Source organism: Sphingobacterium bambusae, from assembly GCF_033955345.1.
GTDB lineage: Bacteria > Bacteroidota > Bacteroidia > Sphingobacteriales > Sphingobacteriaceae > Sphingobacterium > Sphingobacterium bambusae.
Window position 1 is genome coordinate 3,802,755 of record NZ_CP138332.1, and the last position, 15,101, is coordinate 3,817,855.

Here is a 15,101-nt window from a genome sequence, read left to right on the forward strand (position 1 = left end):
ATCCATCTCCAAAAAATAGATAAGCTATGAAAAAGAGAACATTTTTATCTGCACTATGTGCGATCTTGATTGGGATTGGCACCTGCTTGGGCGCGGAGATAAGCGGTTGGGTGATGGAATCCGGAACGGGCCAAGCAATTGCTGGTGCTTCTGTATCGAACCCACGCACCCAAGTAATGATACAGACCGATAAACACGGTGCTTTCAGCATCGAAGCTTCGGTAGGCGATAGTTTGGAAGTTAAGATGATCGGATTTGAAACCAAGTTTGTCAAGCTTGGTAAAAAGAACAGAATCAAGATCATGTTGAAACCTGAAGTGATGTTCATGGAAGAAGTAGTTGTAACAGCATATGCTGGACGTGCGAAACAATCATCGAATGCGGTCATGATACGAGGCATGGCAATAGCTTCTCCAGCACAGGCACCGCAGGAGAGCTATGCTCAGATTAAAGAGAATACATTTATCAATCCGCGGAAAGAACCGCTTTCTACCTTCGCTGCGGACGTGGATGCCGCCTCGTACAGCAACGTACGCCGGATGTTGAAGATGGGGACGGTTCCGCCGAAAGATGCGGTGCGTGTAGAAGAAATGCTCAACTATTTTCAGTATGACTTGGAGGCGCCCAGCAATGGCGATCCGGTGTCGATAAAGACCGAGTTAACCGTGGCACCGTGGAATAAGGAAAACCGGTTGTTGCGTATTGCGCTTAAAGCTAAAGATGTGCCTAAAGAGCAGCTGCCCGCTTCCAATTTCGTTTTCTTGATCGACGTATCTGGTTCTATGTATGATGCCAATAAATTGCCGTTGGTAAAATCTTCGCTGAAGATGCTGGTGGATCAATTGCGAACAAACGATCGGGTAGCAATTGTGACCTATGCTGGATCCGCAGGGGTGAAGTTGGAAAGTACATCGGGGAGCGAAAAAATGAAGATTAAGGACGCTATTGATGCCTTGGAGGCCGGAGGTTCTACTGCTGGTGCAGCCGGCATTATCAAGGCTTACCAGATTGCACGATCCAATTTCATCAAGAACGGGAACAACCGTATCATCATGGCTACCGATGGAGATTTCAACGTAGGAGCGTCCAGTGATGAGGATATGGAGGCACTGATCGAGAAGCAGCGTGAAAGTGGTATCAATATTTCACTCTTGGGCTATGGTATGGGAAATTATAAAGATAGCAAGATGGAGATCCTCGCAGACAAGGGCCGTGGAAACTATGCGTATATCGACAATATTTCGGAAGCCCGCAAAGCGATTATCACTGAATTTGGTGGTACATTGTTCAGCGTAGCAAAAGATGTCAAGATTCAAGTCGAATTTAATCCTGCACAGGTGCAGGCCTACCGGCTTGTGGGCTACGAAAATCGCTTATTGGAAGCACAAGACTTTAATAACGATACCAAGATTGGTGGCGATATGGGCGTAGGCCATACGGTGACTGCACTATATGAGATCGTACCGGTAGGCACAAAATCATCCATTATTGGTACGGTAGATCCGTTGAAATACCAACAAGCATCTACCCCAGAAGGCGGACCACTCGTTGGCGAAGTGGCAACGGTAAAATTTCGCTACAAAGACCCCAATTCGGATAGCTCGAAACTAAAGCAGGCCACAGTTAGCAATAAGATAACTCCATTGGATGACGTATCGACAGACTTTAGATTTGCTTCGGCTGTTGCCGAGTTTGGCATGCTTTTACGCCATTCAGACTATAGGCAGCAAGCCAGCTTTCCGTCATTGATAGCCAGAGCACGGGCAGCTAGTGGCGCCGATATCGAGGGGTACCGGATGGAGTTTGTCCGCTTAGCGGAAGACGCTGAAGCGCTGCTCACGGCACAACAAGCTGATTAGGTATATAAGAAGATTCTCACGCGTAGTGTTATTGCATACTTGGCTTATTCATCTGCAGTTTGCTCGTCAGCCAATACGGCAGCGGGTGAACTGCGGATTGAAGAACCATCGTCTTTGTTCGCTACGTTGTATCGATATTCATAATAGCCCACGTCTCCTGCCTCATTGAAGGCTTCGATGATAACTGTTGTTTCGCCAAGGTTATCGCCGTTGTAATAATCCACGAAAGTTTTCCCTTCCTTGTCGGTCAAGACATCGGGAAGCCAGTGTAGCAAAGTACGCCAATCGGGCTTAGCGGCATCCTCTGCAGACATCGATGCGTAACGTGGAGCATAAAACTCAACAACGGGCGAATACACCGGAACAGCCGCCTGCATAATGCCTGGCGATCGACGAACATTGTACACGCCTTGCCCTGCATGGGTGTAGATAGCAACTACGTGTCCTACGATAGGGATGTTCATAGGTGAAGCCTCGGGGTAGGTTTGCATATACAAATTGGCGAAGTTCTTTGCAAAACGAATAACTTCGAACCTCTTGACTTCACTAGGCGGGAAATTAGGGATGATGTCGTAGGAGTGGCCCGGTACAGGGATCCCGTCAACAACAACCAATGTGGGATCTCGACCGGGTACTTTGGCTACCAAGTATCCTCCTGGTCCCTCCGTGCGATCAATGCTAATATCACGTGGGAAATTAAACAATAAGACACTATAAAGGCCGTAAGACCATTTTTGTTCTTTTTCTTGAATTGCCTTTCCCGATATCACGACGTCTGCCGCGCCGTAGGTGTCCAATACCTTTTGTTCTTGTTCGTTTAATTGTTTCCGCTCTACGACGACCTCGTCCAACAGGATTCCTCCTGCAGCTATGCGGTATGCGGCCTCTCGCTTACTGCGTTCTTGTCGTCGGAGTCCAAGAAGTGAGGTGATACTGTCCACAGGTTCCAACGAATGTAAGGCATTGTAGCCCGCGTCCACTTGATGTCGCTTTTCCAGCTGAATCGTGTAATCGCGGTTTTTTCCGGCCTTATTGCTTGTTTGTAGCAGGACGTTTAGCGTATCACTGTACTGATCCGGCAGTTGAAAGTAAAAGCTGCCTAGGCTATCGCTACTTTGCACTTGGAAGACATTGCTGGCACCAAATCCGATCAGGGAAAGCTGTATACCTGCTTGTTTTTTTTTCGACAGCAGTCCCGATACATCGCCAGCGATATAAGGTGTAAATTCCGGTTGAATTAGAAAGGAATCTGGCACCGGCTCATTGTATTTGTATTTACGCCATCCCTGCGTTAACATTAGGGCGTCCAACGCCGCTGCACGCGTTGCGGAATCGCCTTGGAAATAGTGGTAGGGTTCTTCAACCTCGCCACGCAAATCCGATTGAAGGAGAAAGTGCGTCAAAATATTTTGTCGTGTGGAAGCCTTCTTGCCGATATGATCACTGCTCACGACCATAACCGATAGTTTTGCCTCCGAAGGTAGGCTATCTCTTCCCAATATTTGAATCTGCAGGTCAGTTTTCGAACGTTTTTCGTAGCTATCGTTAGTTGTTGATGCTCGTATTGCTAGACGGTTTTCCGGCCGTTCGTGAAAGTAGATGCGCTCAGCGATCGGCCGCATGTCGCGACCTAGTAAGGTAAAAAGAATGATGCCTTCTGGCAGGCTATTCTTCGGGATAGATGCTAAAATCTGGTTGCTTTTGGTGCCGGTTTTGATCAGGTAATAAAGGTTCCCTCGGCAGCTGACTTGTACAAATAGACTGTCTTGGATTGTTTCCGTGCTTTGGATGTTTACCTTGATATGTTCTTCGTCTTGCCATATGGCCAATCGCTTTCCCTTTTTGCTAGGTTGTGGTAGTGGGTAGCGCGCCGCGTGAATAGCACTGTTCTCGTTCGAACTATCCACGACCGCATGATAGGTACTTCCTTCATTCGCCATCAGGTACACACTTCCAATTCCTAAGTGGTTGCTTTGGAAACGGCTGATGGTATCGCCGATGTTGTTGAATATGGTTCCCGATACCGCGATTCCTTTTCCAGTGGGTGCTACCGCCTTAAAGCCCAATTTTGTGGGTATGTTTTCCAGCCATTCTCCACCTTCGGGGAAAAACTGTAGATCTATTGGTGCCGTTGGGGTTGTTAAGCTTCTAGTATAGCGGATACCGTTATCCGTATGCATTTGTATGATGGCTGTGGCAGCGTTTGGTGGGAGTTGTTCATCCAAAAGGTAGTATCCTTGGTTACTCTCTTTTAACCGGATGCTGTCTTTTTTACCATCTACGATAAGGTAGATGTGCAGCTGTTTGCGGTGCGTAGGATCGATCAGCCGTGGAAACAGTTTTGCCTGCAACCGATAGGTATTGGGCATATGTTCCAGCATTTTGGTATCGATGATGGGCGCCATTTTGGTTTCTATCGTGGCCGGAAAAAGTTCTACATATCTGCTGAAAACAAAATCACGGCCGAAATTATGGTTCCATTCGGTGTATGCGCGTAGCAGGTATTTTCCTGCCGGATAAGTCTTTTTCAATTCAAAAGCACCGTGTCCGCTGCCTTGGCTTAGCTTAATACGCTTGCTAGCGATAATCTCTTCGTTGGGAGCCACTAGCTCTACGTGAAGCACGCCGCTAAGTTGAGAAGGGTAGTGGCCGGCAGATTCCAGCACAACGGCTTTGAACCAAATAGTTTGATCGTTGGTATACACATCAGCATCCAGCTGCAGGTATATCTTCTCGGCATATGCGCCCTTGGTGAGATAGGCATTGGATTGTACTTGTCCACAAGCGTTTTCATAGCATGCCGCCAACAGACTGAACAGCAGCAACGCCGTTGATAGCAGGGGCGACATTAGCTGAAGGCGACAATATGGAAAACAGCAGAAAGACATACTTCTAAAATAAAAAATAATTTTGGAAATAGTGTCCCTGTTTTTAAACGCGAAAAAGCCTGTCCGTAGATTGGACAGGCTTTCGTTAATCTGTTATTAAGACTCCCTAAAGAGTTTGTTTAACAAGCTATTAGGTTATGCACCCAATTGTACGCGTTTGAAAGCAGTAACGGTTAAACCTTTGGAAACAGAGTCTAAGAATTGTGCGATGTTTTTCGAAGAATCTTTAACGAATTCTTGGTTCAACAACGTGTTTTCTTTGTAGAATTTGTTCAATTTACCAGCAGCGATTTTTTCAACCATTTCTTCTGGTTTACCTTCTGCGCGGATTTGCTCTTTAGCGATTTCAAGCTCACGCTCGATAGTGTGAGAATCTACACCATCTTTATCGATCGCAACTGGATTCATTGCAGCAATTTGCATCGCTACATCTTTACCTGCTTCTTCAGCACCTTCAGCGTCAGCAGAAAGACCTACTAATACACCTAAACGGTAGTTACCGTGGATATAAGCAACAACTTTATCTCCAGAGATAGTTTCGTATTTAGAAACATCGATTTTCTCACCGATAACACCGGTTTGTTCGATCAATGCATCTGCAATTTTCTTACCGTCGATTTCTAAGGCTTTCAAGTCTTCCAAAGAAGCTGGTTTGTTAGCCAAAGCGATATCGGCAATTTTCTCTGCGAAAGCGACGAAATCAGCATTCTTAGCTACGAAGTCAGTTTCACAGTTTACTTCAACTACAATACCTGATTTTGCATCAGCTGTAGCTTTTGCTACGATAACACCTTCGTTAGAGTCACGGTCTTGACGGCTAGCAGCAACTTTAGCACCTTTTTTACGTAGGTAATCAACAGCTGCTTCGAAATCACCATTAGCTTCCACTAATGCTTTTTTACAATCCATCATACCAGCGCCTGTTTGTTGACGCAATTTGTTCACATCTGATGCAGAAATTTGTACTGACATGTTTTTATTTCTTTAAAAAATTTACAATCTAAAAGCCTTGCAAGTATAGCATCATTATGCAACTTGGGCATTAAACTTTTGTTAAATAACAAAAAACCGGACAAACTAATGTAGACGCTTTGAAGTCGAACTTCAAAAAGGCTAACACTTGTTTATCCGGCTTACTATAGAATATTATTCTCCGTCTTTCGCTTTACGAGGGCGTTTTCCAGCGTTAGCATCTGCATCAACAGCTTCTGTACCGTTATCAACGGCAGCTTTAGCTGCAGCAGCTTCTTTTTCTGCATCCTCTTCTTTATCGCGTTTACGCTCTTCTAATCCTTCTTGGATCGCTTTACCAATGATTCCAGCGATCAAGCTAATTGATTTTGTAGCATCATCGTTAGCAGGGATAGGGAAATCGATATTTGAAGGGTCAGAGTTTGTGTCGACCATTGCAAAAGTAGGGATGCTCAATTTGATTGCTTCCGCAACAGCGATGTGTTCTTTTTTCACATCGATGATGAATAGGGCAGCAGGTAAACGGTTCAAATCAGCAATACCACCTAAAAGGTTTTCTAATTTGATACGCTCGCGTTGAATCATCAACTTCTCTTTTTTAGACAATACATCGTATGTACCATCTTTTTGCATTTTGTCGATGTTAGACATCTTTTTGATGGACTTACGCACTGTTTGGAAGTTTGTAAGCATACCACCTAACCATCTTTCTGTTACGAAAGGCATGTTCACGTCTTTCGCTTGTTGAGCGATGATTTCTTTTGCTTGTTTTTTCGTTGCTACGAAAAGTACTTTGCGACCTGATTTTACGATTTGTTTGATAGCTGAAGCAGCTTCTTCTAATTTCGTAAGCGTTTTGTTCAAGTCGATAATGTGGATACCGTTGCGCTCCATGAAAATGTACTTCGCCATTTTCGGATCCCATTTACGTGTAAGGTGACCAAAGTGCACACCTGCATCCAATAATTCTTGATAAGTTGTTCTTGCCATTTTTTGATCCTCCTTTGATTAACGTTTACTGAATTGGAATCTTCTACGTGCTTTGCGGCGTCCTGGTTTCTTACGCTCAACCATACGGTCATCACGTGTAACTAAACCTTTAGCACGTAAAGCTGGTTTTACTTCTGGGTCAAGTTCTACCAAAGCTTTAGCAATCGCTAAACGTACTGCTTCGGCTTGTCCTTTGACACCACCACCTTGAACGTTAACATTTACATCAAAATTTCCAGCAACACCAGCTACCTCTGTAGATTGAGTAACGATGTATTGCAAAGGCAATGTTGGGAAATATACTTTAAAATCTTTACCGTTTACGGTAATGTTTCCGCTACCAGCAGTTAAGTAAATGCGGGCAACAGCAGTTTTTCTTCTTCCTGAAGTGTTAGTTGTTGACATGTTTGCTCTCCTTAAAATTTAACTGGTTTTGGATTCTGTGCCTCATGTTTGTGCTCTGAACCAGCATAAACAAAAAGGTTTCTGAATAACTCACGGCCTAAACGGTTTTTAGGAAGCATACCGCGAACAGCTTTCTCGATAATGCGCTCCGGGTGTTTAGCCAATAGTTCTTTTGGAGAAACAAAACGCTGACCACCTGGGTAGCCCGTGTAGCGAACATAAACTTTGTCGCCCAATTTGTTTCCTGTCAATCTAACTTTGTCTGCATTGATAACGATCACGTTATCTCCACAGTCTACGTGTGGGGTGAATGTAGGCTTGTGCTTTCCGCGAATTACTTTCGCAATTTCGCTTGCCAAGCGCCCCAAAATCTCTCCTTCAGCGTCAACAACGATCCACTCTTTGTTAACGGTGTTCTTGTTGGCAGAGACAGTTTTGTAACTTAACGTATTCACTTGCTTTTATTTAATTAATTAATAAATATGTATTCCTCTTGTAATCCCTACAATGAGGTCTGCAAAGGTACGATAAATATTCTATAAAATAAAAGCGAATTTTATTTTTGTGTTTCAGGCTGTTGTGCAAGGATCATCGCCTTAAGGGATGGGTATGCAATATTTAACATGTTTTAAGATTACATGCCTAAACTTTTGCGTTTTTTTGTCATCTTTATAATGTGTAGCATACACATAGAAAAATTTAAGAAGGGAAAATTAATGAAGATTAGTAAGAAGTTCGTCTATTTAGGCGTGTCCGTCGTAATGGGGCTGTCATTATTTACAGAGGTCAAGGCGCAGCAGGTGCCCGTGGCCGACAAGCCTTATAAGAACGAACTGACGTTGGTGGAAGGCAAACTTCGGAACGGTGACCTCGCCGGCGCGATAGAAACCTTAGATGCCGTTATCGCGAAATATCCGGACGCGGCGGAGGTTTATTATGCGAAAGCATTGTTGTTTGGGCAGGCTCGAAATCTAGAGGTAGCCATTCCTCTTGCGCAGAAAGCGTTATCATTGGAGCCGCGGAATTTGCTGTTTGCGAATTACCTGGTTGAGCTTTATAAGAGTGCTGCGGACTTGTCGTCAGCGATTTCCGTGGTGGATCAGGTCATACTTCAATATCCAGATAATGCTTCGCTCTATCGCGAGAAGATGTTGTTGTTGCATGCGAATAAGCAGTCCGATCAGGCATTGGATGTATATACTGATGCAGTTGATCGGTTTGGGAAGTCGGATACCCTTGATGTGATCAAGTCGGAGGTGCTAGTGGATATGGAACGCCATGATGAGGCGCAAGCTGTATTGTTGCCCTGGGTAAAGGAAAATTCGGGCATCAGGCAGGTGTATAGCACCTTGGCTTATATCTATCTTGATAAAAAGCAAAGCAAGCAAGCCTTGGAGGTTTTGCAAAAAGGCTATGCCAATACAAAAAACGATCTGCTGTATTTGGATATGGCTGATGCCTACAGTGCAGAAAAGAAAAATAAGCCAGCGCTGGAATCATTGAAGAAGGCCTTTGAATCATCCAATGTTGATTACGCCGATAAATATCGTGCTATATTTACCATGCTTAGCGGTAAAAGTGCCTTCAGCTTGGATCAAATACAAGAGTTGGCCAATATTCTGGTTATTAAGCATCCGCGTGTGGCAGATAGTCACGTTGCTAAGGGTGATATTCTATGGCGTCGTGGGCAGTTGCAGGAGGCTCGTTCCTTGTTTCTGACGGCTGTTGGGATTAATAGGGGACATATCGATGCTTGGCGTATGTTGATGAATGTGGAGTTGGCGCTTAACGAAGCGGACCAAGCCATCGCACACGGATTTGAAGCCTTGGAATCTAATCCTAATAATCCGATGCTGCTGTATTTTACAGGGCTGGCTTATATGGTGAAGGACGATAGTGAAAATGCGCGCAAGATGATGGAATCTGCATTGGATAACAGCGGGCAGGAGAATACCTATCTTCAATCGCTGATTTACGCGGGGTTGGGCGATCTATATCATAAGTTAAAGATGGCTGAAGTGTCTGATGTGGCCTATGAAGAGGCTATCAAGTTGGATAGCACCAATGTTACCGCGATGAATAATTACGCTTATTACTTGTCAGAACGGAACGAGAAGCTAGAAGTCGCGGCTGAGCTTTCCAAGAAGTCCAACGAACTGGATCCCACGTCCAATACCTTTCAGGATACCTACGCTTGGGTTCTTTTTAAACAGGAGAAATATAAGGAATCATTGAAATGGATCGAAAAAGCCTTGCGGGGAGCTTCACCATCAGCCGTGCTATACGATCACTATGGAGATATTCTTTACAAGAACGGGAATGCAAAAGAGGCGGTAAAACAATGGGAAAAAGCCTTGTCGATGAATGGAGGAAGCGGATTGGATCTGGAGAAAATTAAACTAAAAATCGAGAAGAAGAGCTATGTGGAATAGAGGGGCTATTGTGTTGTTGCTGGCAGTGACGTTGCTTTCTGTCGGCTGTAAGACCAAAAAGCGGGTGAGCTTGCCCGATCATGGGACACCCAAAGACGTGACGGCCGCAAATGAGGCCAGTATTAAGAGCTTTGAGATGAATAATCTCGATTTTCATACATTCTCAGGTCGGGCTAAAACTCGAATAGAACTGGATAAGCAAGTGCATGACTTGACCTTGAATATTCGAATGCAACGGGATAAGGCTATTTGGCTTTCCGTTACCGCTACGCTCGGCATTGAGGTCGCGCGTGTCATGATCACACCGGATAGCGTCAAGATTCTGAATAAATTGGCTGGCGAATATATTGCCAAGCCGTTTAACTACATTTACCACTATACAAATCGCGGGATCAACTTCCATACGCTTCAAGATTTGCTTATTGCTAATGTGTCCTCGAACTTGCTGCGCAACAGCAGTATGCAGGTCGCTAGCGCCACCGATGAGTTTATTGTGGTGGGAGTCAAGGATCAATTGTCCTACCAGTATCGCATCAATAAATCCAATCGCCCTTTCAACTTTGTGCTGCAGGAAGTCGGCGGAACGCAAAATCTAGAAGCCTTCTACAGCGATTATGCCAGCTACGGAGGATATAATTTTCCAAATAATTTGGCGTTGAATATCTTGGGTGAACAGTTGTCCTTAAAGGCGAGCGTGGCGTATAATCGCGTGACCTTTAATGAAGATGTCGAGATGCCCTTTTCGGTTTCCGGGCGGTATAAAGTGATAAATTAGTTACAGGGATATACAAAAGCGCAAAATAATTACGTGCTTAACAGGTATATCCTTATTTTTGTAGGCTTAATTTAAACCGATATTTATAGAAAACGGTTCATGGATTTAAAAAAGATTGTATTTAGTTTCTTCGTGGTTTGCTGTTTTGGTTTGACGATGCTGCACGCGCAGAGTAGTGCCGAATTGAAAAAACAACGGGAAAAGATTGATGTGGAGATAGCAGAGCTAACGAAAGTGCTACGTGCGAAGACGCAAGAGAAATTACTTTCTCAAAGGGAAGTTAATGCGCTGAGCCGACAGTTGGATCTACGGGAAAACAAAATCAGCACGATCAATGCCGAGCTGCGCATTATCAATTCGAATATTCGAAATAATACCCAGAAGGTCGATCAGTTAAAGGCGGAGCTGGAGAAAATGCGGAAAGACTACGAAAAGATGATCCTCTTTGCGTTCCGTAACAAAAACGGCTATAATAAGTTGATGTTTATTTTTGCCTCCAAAGATTTCAATCAGGCGTTTAAGCGGGTTAAATATTTGCAACAGTTTAACGATGCCCGGAAGATAAAAGCAGCGGAAATAGAAAATACGAAAAAGGAAATAGAATTGAAAATCGCGCAATTGGAGCGCGACAAACAAACGCAGAATCAGCTGTTGAAAGAACAGCAGGCCGAGCGTGCCATTATCCAAAAAGACCGTACCACACATGCAAATGAGCTTAGCCAACTGCGTCGTGAGGAGTCTAGCTTCAAAGGTCAATTGACGAAGAAACAACAGGAGAAAAAACGTATTGATGCGATGATCCAGTCGGCTATTCGTCGTGAAATCGAGGAGGAGCGAAGAAGAGCCGAGGAAGCACGTCGTAAAGCTGCGGAAGCGGAAGCCAAACGTACAGGCAAAACGGTGGAAGAGGTAGAGAAAAAGACCCCTAGAAAGTCGGATAGTGAGATCTTAAGATCGACACCAGAGGCAGCCAAGCTTTCTGCCGATTTCAAATCAAACCGTGGGCGCTTACCATGGCCGGTGGCGCAGGGTAATATTGTACGTAACTTTGGCTTTGAGACTGTCGAACGTAACGTTCGCATCGACAACTCCGATGTGGCGATCCGAACCTCTACAAATGCGGCTGTGAAAGCGGTGTTTGAGGGTGAAGTTGTGCAGGTGATAGGTAGCTTTGTCGTCATCAAGCATGGAGAGTATTTTACATCGTACTCTAACCTGAAGAGTGTTGCCGTTAGAAAAGGACAGAAGGTGAGCCGTGGACAACAGATTGGTTCTGCCGATGAAGATGCGGATGCAGGCTACTCTGTCGTAAACTTTGGGGTGTTCCAAGGGCAAACGGCGATGAACCCTTCTTCATGGTTAGCAAAATAGTTACAGGGATTTAAAGAATTAAATTATATATTTGTAAAACGCTGATAATGAAAGCAGCGTTAAGAAATTAAAACTATGTACACATCGGGATTATTATTTATCGGGACGCAGGAGATTATCATCATCGTGGTTTTAGTATTGTTACTTTTTGGTGGTAAGAAAATTCCAGAATTGATGCGTGGTCTGGGACGTGGAGTTAAAGAGTTCAAAGACGGTCAACGTGATGAACAGAACAACGAAACTAAAAGCAACACAACAAACAATAATACACAGAACTAGTCTTCTGTGGCGTTGAAAAAAAATAAAGAGTTTCCTGGCAAAACCACGAAACTCTTTTAATTTTTACAGCAGCTATACTAACGAACAGCAATTGACGTTTTACTTTCATGTTTGACGTATCATAAATCGTAGACCTTTGACCGCGAAATTGTTCATGAAATAAAAAAGTATGAAGAAAATCCATTTATGGGTGGTGCCCTTTTGTGCCTTGAGCATGATGCAGCCCACTCAGGCACAGGATATGGCAAGTCCAGAAACTGAGGAGTTTCCCTTACATCTAAAGGAACTTGCCAGCATCCAGCGAGAAGCTATATTCTCGGGTATAGATTCCTTAAAGAAGCTTTCCTATGCTGACGCTATCCACACCGCCGAAGATTCCCTGATCTTCCAACGGATGCGTAAAATTCAGAAGACCATTCCCTTGGCTTTTAACGAAAGAATTAAATTTTACATCGATAAATATATCTCTCGGAATTATAATCCGTACATGAGCAAGTTGCGTGGACTATCACAACATTACTTTCCCATTTATGAGGAAATTTTATCCGATAGCGAGCTTCCCGATGAGATCAAATATATATCGGTTGTCGAGTCCTCTTTGGATCCACATTTGGTGTCGCGATCAGGCGCAGTAGGTCTATGGCAGTTTATGTACCCCACGGCCAAGGGTTACGACCTGACGATGGATAGCTATATCGATGAGCGAAAGGATCCCTATGCCGCATGTTACGCGGCAAGTCGCTATTTCAAGGAGGCCTACGATGAGTTCAACGACTGGCTTTTGGCCTTGGCATCTTACAATTGCGGACGCGGTGCCGTGCGCCGAGCTATTGAACGTTCTGGATTAGATCATCCTGATTTTTGGCAGTTGTCACCCTACTTGCCGGAGGAAACCAGAAACTATGTGCCCAAGTTTATTGCGATGACCTATGCTATGAAGCATGCAGATGAGTATGGGATTGATGGTACATCGACAGAGTTTGAGTGGTCGTCGACGCCTATCATGTTGCAAAACAATGTCGACTTGAACCGTATCGCGGAAGCAATACATGTTCCTATATCCACCTTAAAGAAGTTCAATCCATCCTTTAAACGTAACGTAGTCGTAGCGAGTGTGGAGAAGCCTAAGCGCCTTCTGCTGCCCGAAACATTGGATAAGAACGACAGCCTTCTCTATGCAGCGTTGAACAATACTCTATCGCCGGGATTTGCTGCCGGACCTTCGGAGTTGTTGGCTTCAAAGACTCCTTCGCGTTATACGGCACGGCACGGCGAGTCGTTAGCTTCCGTATCACGTAAGTTTGGCGTCAGTGTGCAGGATCTGAAAGCTTGGAACGGATTGTCGGCGAATAGCCGAATAGCGGGAAGGTCACTGATTGTGCAAAAAGAGGAGCGCTTAGCAAGCCGTAACAGTGCGACTGCTGCCAAAGCGCGAAGTGCGTCGGTTTATACCACCTACACGGTGCGCAAGGGCGATACATTGTCGCATATTGCCAATAGATTTAAGGGCAGTACAGTAAATCAGATAAAGACAGATAATAACTTGCAGGGGAGCGCCCTGAAGATAGGGCAGAAGCTTAAGATCAAAAAATCATAGGTACCATGTAAAAGATGCGGCTAGGATAGCCAAGCCGCATCTTCTACATGGTCAAACTCTTCGAGAACAACCTCTACATGTTCTTTCAATATGGTCGAAAGCTTTAGGCCATAGTAGTCGCTGAAAAGCGGGAATTGATGATGTGATCGGTCGATCAACACCGCCGTGCGCATTTTCTTGAGCGGAACATCTAAAAACAAGCCTAAGCCGTATGCCAATGTTCTTCCACTGTTCAAAACATCGTCGATTAAAATAATGACTTTGTCTTTAGCGGTTTCTAATGAGCCGTCGGTAGAAGCTTCCAAACTACGTTTGGTTTTCGCAATATTAACCTTCAGTAGTTCAAATGTTTTCTCTGGAGCAATGCCGCTCAAAATGTCTTGTAGTCTTTTTGCGAACACATAACCACGATCAGCGATACCCACCAACACGATGGATTCTTCTTCAAAATTATCTTCCAATATTTGATAAGCGATACGGATGGATTTCTGACGAATTTGCTCTTTATCTAAGATAAGGGTTCTTTTAGTAGACATGTTCTGTGCTTTGATTACTAAAGGCTAAAATACGAAATCTTTTAAATAAAATCCGTAGGAATCGATCTTTAGGAGTTGTTCCTTTGTGCAATAAAAAAGGTCTAGATTGTTTAATCTAGACCTTTTTTATTATATGATGAAATAGAAACTAATTCAAATTTTTGTTTTCGTCGTCCAACCCTGCATTTGCAGTCATTGTACCTGGTTCTTCTACCGGTCTTCCGCCATTGTAGTAGTAGCGTTTCCAATAGGCTTCGTTTAGGTTGCTCACCATCACGCCTCGACTTGATGAAGCATGTGCAAATTTGTCGTCACCAAGGTAGACGCCAACATGTGTGATGTGTCTGCTACGAATCTTAAAGAACACTAAGTCGCCAGGTTGCAAATCATTTTTACGGATCTGCTTTACGTTAGCATACTGATTACGGCTGTTGTAACCGATCGTCGTGTTAAATACATTTTCATAAACCGCCAATGAAAACTTAGAACAATCAATTCCATTTTTCGAATCACCTCCCAAACGATAAGGAGTGCCTACCCATTCGTACACAAATTGGTAAAGCTTGGTGTTAGCCATCGCATTGGAGGCAACGCCCATGATTTGTGAAAAATATTCTTTAGCTAGGTTATCCGGATCGGAAGAGGTGGTTTTTGATTTGGTTGTTTGTGCCTGCGACACTAGACATAAGCCTATGAAGAGCATTCCTGCTACTAGTTTCTTTGTATTCATTTGTTCGCTTAAATTACAACTTCTTTATACACTGTCTTGTATTTTCTACAGGACTGAAGCAAAACTAATACATAATGTGTACGGTTCCAAACATTTTCTTGATTTTTTAATGACAATTTAACGAATTTTAACATTTTATTTTACATACTAAAACCATTAAGTTTACGTTGTAGCAAATCAACATGTAAACCTTAGACTGGGGCTCTTCTTGATAAATTTTCAAAAAAAGTGAAAAATTATTTGATATATCTAAAGATTAACTCCTAT

13 protein-coding genes are annotated in these 15,101 nt (G+C 43.8%); 6 read left to right on the forward strand and 7 right to left on the reverse strand.

Going from position 1 to position 15,101, the window contains the following annotated elements:
- Nucleotides 1-26: 26 nt before the first annotated feature.
- The gene (locus SCB77_RS15815) at nucleotides 27-1,859 is read left to right on the forward strand and encodes a vWA domain-containing protein (protein WP_320182965.1); all 1,833 of its coding nucleotides are present in this window, start codon (nucleotides 27-29) and stop codon (nucleotides 1,857-1,859) included.
- A gap of 44 nt (nucleotides 1,860-1,903) precedes the next feature.
- On the opposite strand, the gene SCB77_RS15820 is transcribed toward SCB77_RS15815, so the two are convergent.
- The 5 genes from SCB77_RS15820 to rplM form a co-directional block, all read right to left on the reverse strand.
- Entirely contained in the window at nucleotides 1,904-4,708 is a 2,805-nt protein-coding gene (locus tag SCB77_RS15820; protein WP_320182966.1) for a hypothetical protein, read from the reverse strand.
- A 174-nt stretch (nucleotides 4,709-4,882) separates the two neighbouring features.
- A complete protein-coding gene (gene tsf / locus SCB77_RS15825; protein WP_320182967.1) occupies nucleotides 4,883-5,719 on the reverse strand; it encodes a translation elongation factor Ts in 837 nt (278 codons plus the stop codon).
- A 174-nt stretch (nucleotides 5,720-5,893) separates the two neighbouring features.
- Nucleotides 5,894-6,709: a 30S ribosomal protein S2 gene (gene rpsB / locus SCB77_RS15830; RefSeq protein ID WP_320182968.1), complete on the reverse strand. Its 816-nt coding sequence runs from the start codon at nucleotides 6,707-6,709 to the stop codon at nucleotides 5,894-5,896.
- 18 nt (nucleotides 6,710-6,727) lie between these two features.
- On the reverse strand, nucleotides 6,728-7,114 hold the full coding sequence (gene rpsI / locus SCB77_RS15835; protein ID WP_189627418.1) for a 30S ribosomal protein S9: 387 nt from the start codon (nucleotides 7,112-7,114) through the stop codon (nucleotides 6,728-6,730).
- An 11-nt stretch (nucleotides 7,115-7,125) separates the two neighbouring features.
- Entirely contained in the window at nucleotides 7,126-7,569 is a 444-nt protein-coding gene (gene rplM, locus SCB77_RS15840; protein ID WP_320182969.1) for a 50S ribosomal protein L13, read from the reverse strand.
- 261 nt (nucleotides 7,570-7,830) lie between these two features.
- Between rplM and SCB77_RS15845 the strand changes: the two genes are divergently transcribed.
- The 5 genes from SCB77_RS15845 (at nucleotide 7,831) to SCB77_RS15865 (ending at nucleotide 13,568) form a co-directional block, all read left to right on the forward strand.
- Nucleotides 7,831-9,546, forward strand: a complete 1,716-nt coding sequence (locus SCB77_RS15845) for a tetratricopeptide repeat protein (RefSeq protein ID WP_320182970.1) — start codon at nucleotides 7,831-7,833, stop codon at nucleotides 9,544-9,546.
- Nucleotides 9,536-10,321, forward strand: a complete 786-nt coding sequence (locus SCB77_RS15850; protein ID WP_320182971.1) for a DUF4292 domain-containing protein — start codon at nucleotides 9,536-9,538, stop codon at nucleotides 10,319-10,321. Before SCB77_RS15845 ends, SCB77_RS15850 begins: the two co-directional genes overlap by 11 nt.
- Before the next feature lie 99 nt (nucleotides 10,322-10,420).
- Nucleotides 10,421-11,692, forward strand: coding sequence for a murein hydrolase activator EnvC family protein (locus SCB77_RS15855; RefSeq protein ID WP_320182972.1), 1,272 nt, complete (start codon nucleotides 10,421-10,423; stop codon nucleotides 11,690-11,692).
- A 75-nt stretch (nucleotides 11,693-11,767) separates the two neighbouring features.
- Nucleotides 11,768-11,971 carry a twin-arginine translocase TatA/TatE family subunit gene (locus tag SCB77_RS15860; RefSeq protein WP_320182973.1) on the forward strand — a complete coding sequence of 68 codons (204 nt, stop codon included), beginning with the start codon at nucleotides 11,768-11,770 and terminating at the stop codon, nucleotides 11,969-11,971.
- A gap of 169 nt (nucleotides 11,972-12,140) precedes the next feature.
- Complete coding sequence (locus SCB77_RS15865) at nucleotides 12,141-13,568, forward strand: lytic transglycosylase domain-containing protein (protein WP_320182974.1); 1,428 nt, start codon at nucleotides 12,141-12,143, stop codon at nucleotides 13,566-13,568.
- A 20-nt stretch (nucleotides 13,569-13,588) separates the two neighbouring features.
- Here the strand turns inward: SCB77_RS15865 and SCB77_RS15870 are convergent, their stop codons facing one another.
- Together SCB77_RS15870 and SCB77_RS15875 are read right to left on the reverse strand one after the other, a co-directional pair.
- Entirely contained in the window at nucleotides 13,589-14,104 is a 516-nt protein-coding gene (locus tag SCB77_RS15870) for a phosphoribosyltransferase family protein (protein ID WP_320182975.1), read from the reverse strand.
- 148 nt (nucleotides 14,105-14,252) lie between these two features.
- Nucleotides 14,253-14,834, reverse strand: a complete 582-nt coding sequence (locus tag SCB77_RS15875) for a C40 family peptidase (RefSeq protein ID WP_320182976.1) — start codon at nucleotides 14,832-14,834, stop codon at nucleotides 14,253-14,255.
- Between the last annotated feature and the right edge of the window lie 267 nt (nucleotides 14,835-15,101).

Bases quoted from the DNA above. Each gene is read 5' to 3' on its own strand.
- SCB77_RS15815 (WP_320182965.1), top strand. From the start codon at position 27: ATGAAAAAGAGAACATTTTTATCTGCACTATGTGCGATCTTGATTGGG.
- SCB77_RS15820 (WP_320182966.1), bottom strand. From the start codon at position 4,708: ATGTCGCCCCTGCTATCAACGGCGTTGCTGCTGTTCAGTCTGTTGGCG.
- tsf (WP_320182967.1), bottom strand. From the start codon at position 5,719: ATGTCAGTACAAATTTCTGCATCAGATGTGAACAAATTGCGTCAACAA.
- rpsB (WP_320182968.1), bottom strand. From the start codon at position 6,709: ATGGCAAGAACAACTTATCAAGAATTATTGGATGCAGGTGTGCACTTT.
- rpsI (WP_189627418.1), bottom strand. From the start codon at position 7,114: ATGTCAACAACTAACACTTCAGGAAGAAGAAAAACTGCTGTTGCCCGC.
- SCB77_RS15845 (WP_320182970.1), top strand. From the start codon at position 7,831: ATGAAGATTAGTAAGAAGTTCGTCTATTTAGGCGTGTCCGTCGTAATG.
- SCB77_RS15850 (WP_320182971.1), top strand. From the start codon at position 9,536: ATGTGGAATAGAGGGGCTATTGTGTTGTTGCTGGCAGTGACGTTGCTT.
- SCB77_RS15855 (WP_320182972.1), top strand. From the start codon at position 10,421: ATGGATTTAAAAAAGATTGTATTTAGTTTCTTCGTGGTTTGCTGTTTT.
- SCB77_RS15860 (WP_320182973.1), top strand. From the start codon at position 11,768: ATGTACACATCGGGATTATTATTTATCGGGACGCAGGAGATTATCATC.
- SCB77_RS15865 (WP_320182974.1), top strand. From the start codon at position 12,141: ATGAAGAAAATCCATTTATGGGTGGTGCCCTTTTGTGCCTTGAGCATG.
- SCB77_RS15870 (WP_320182975.1), bottom strand. From the start codon at position 14,104: ATGTCTACTAAAAGAACCCTTATCTTAGATAAAGAGCAAATTCGTCAG.
- SCB77_RS15875 (WP_320182976.1), bottom strand. From the start codon at position 14,834: ATGAATACAAAGAAACTAGTAGCAGGAATGCTCTTCATAGGCTTATGT.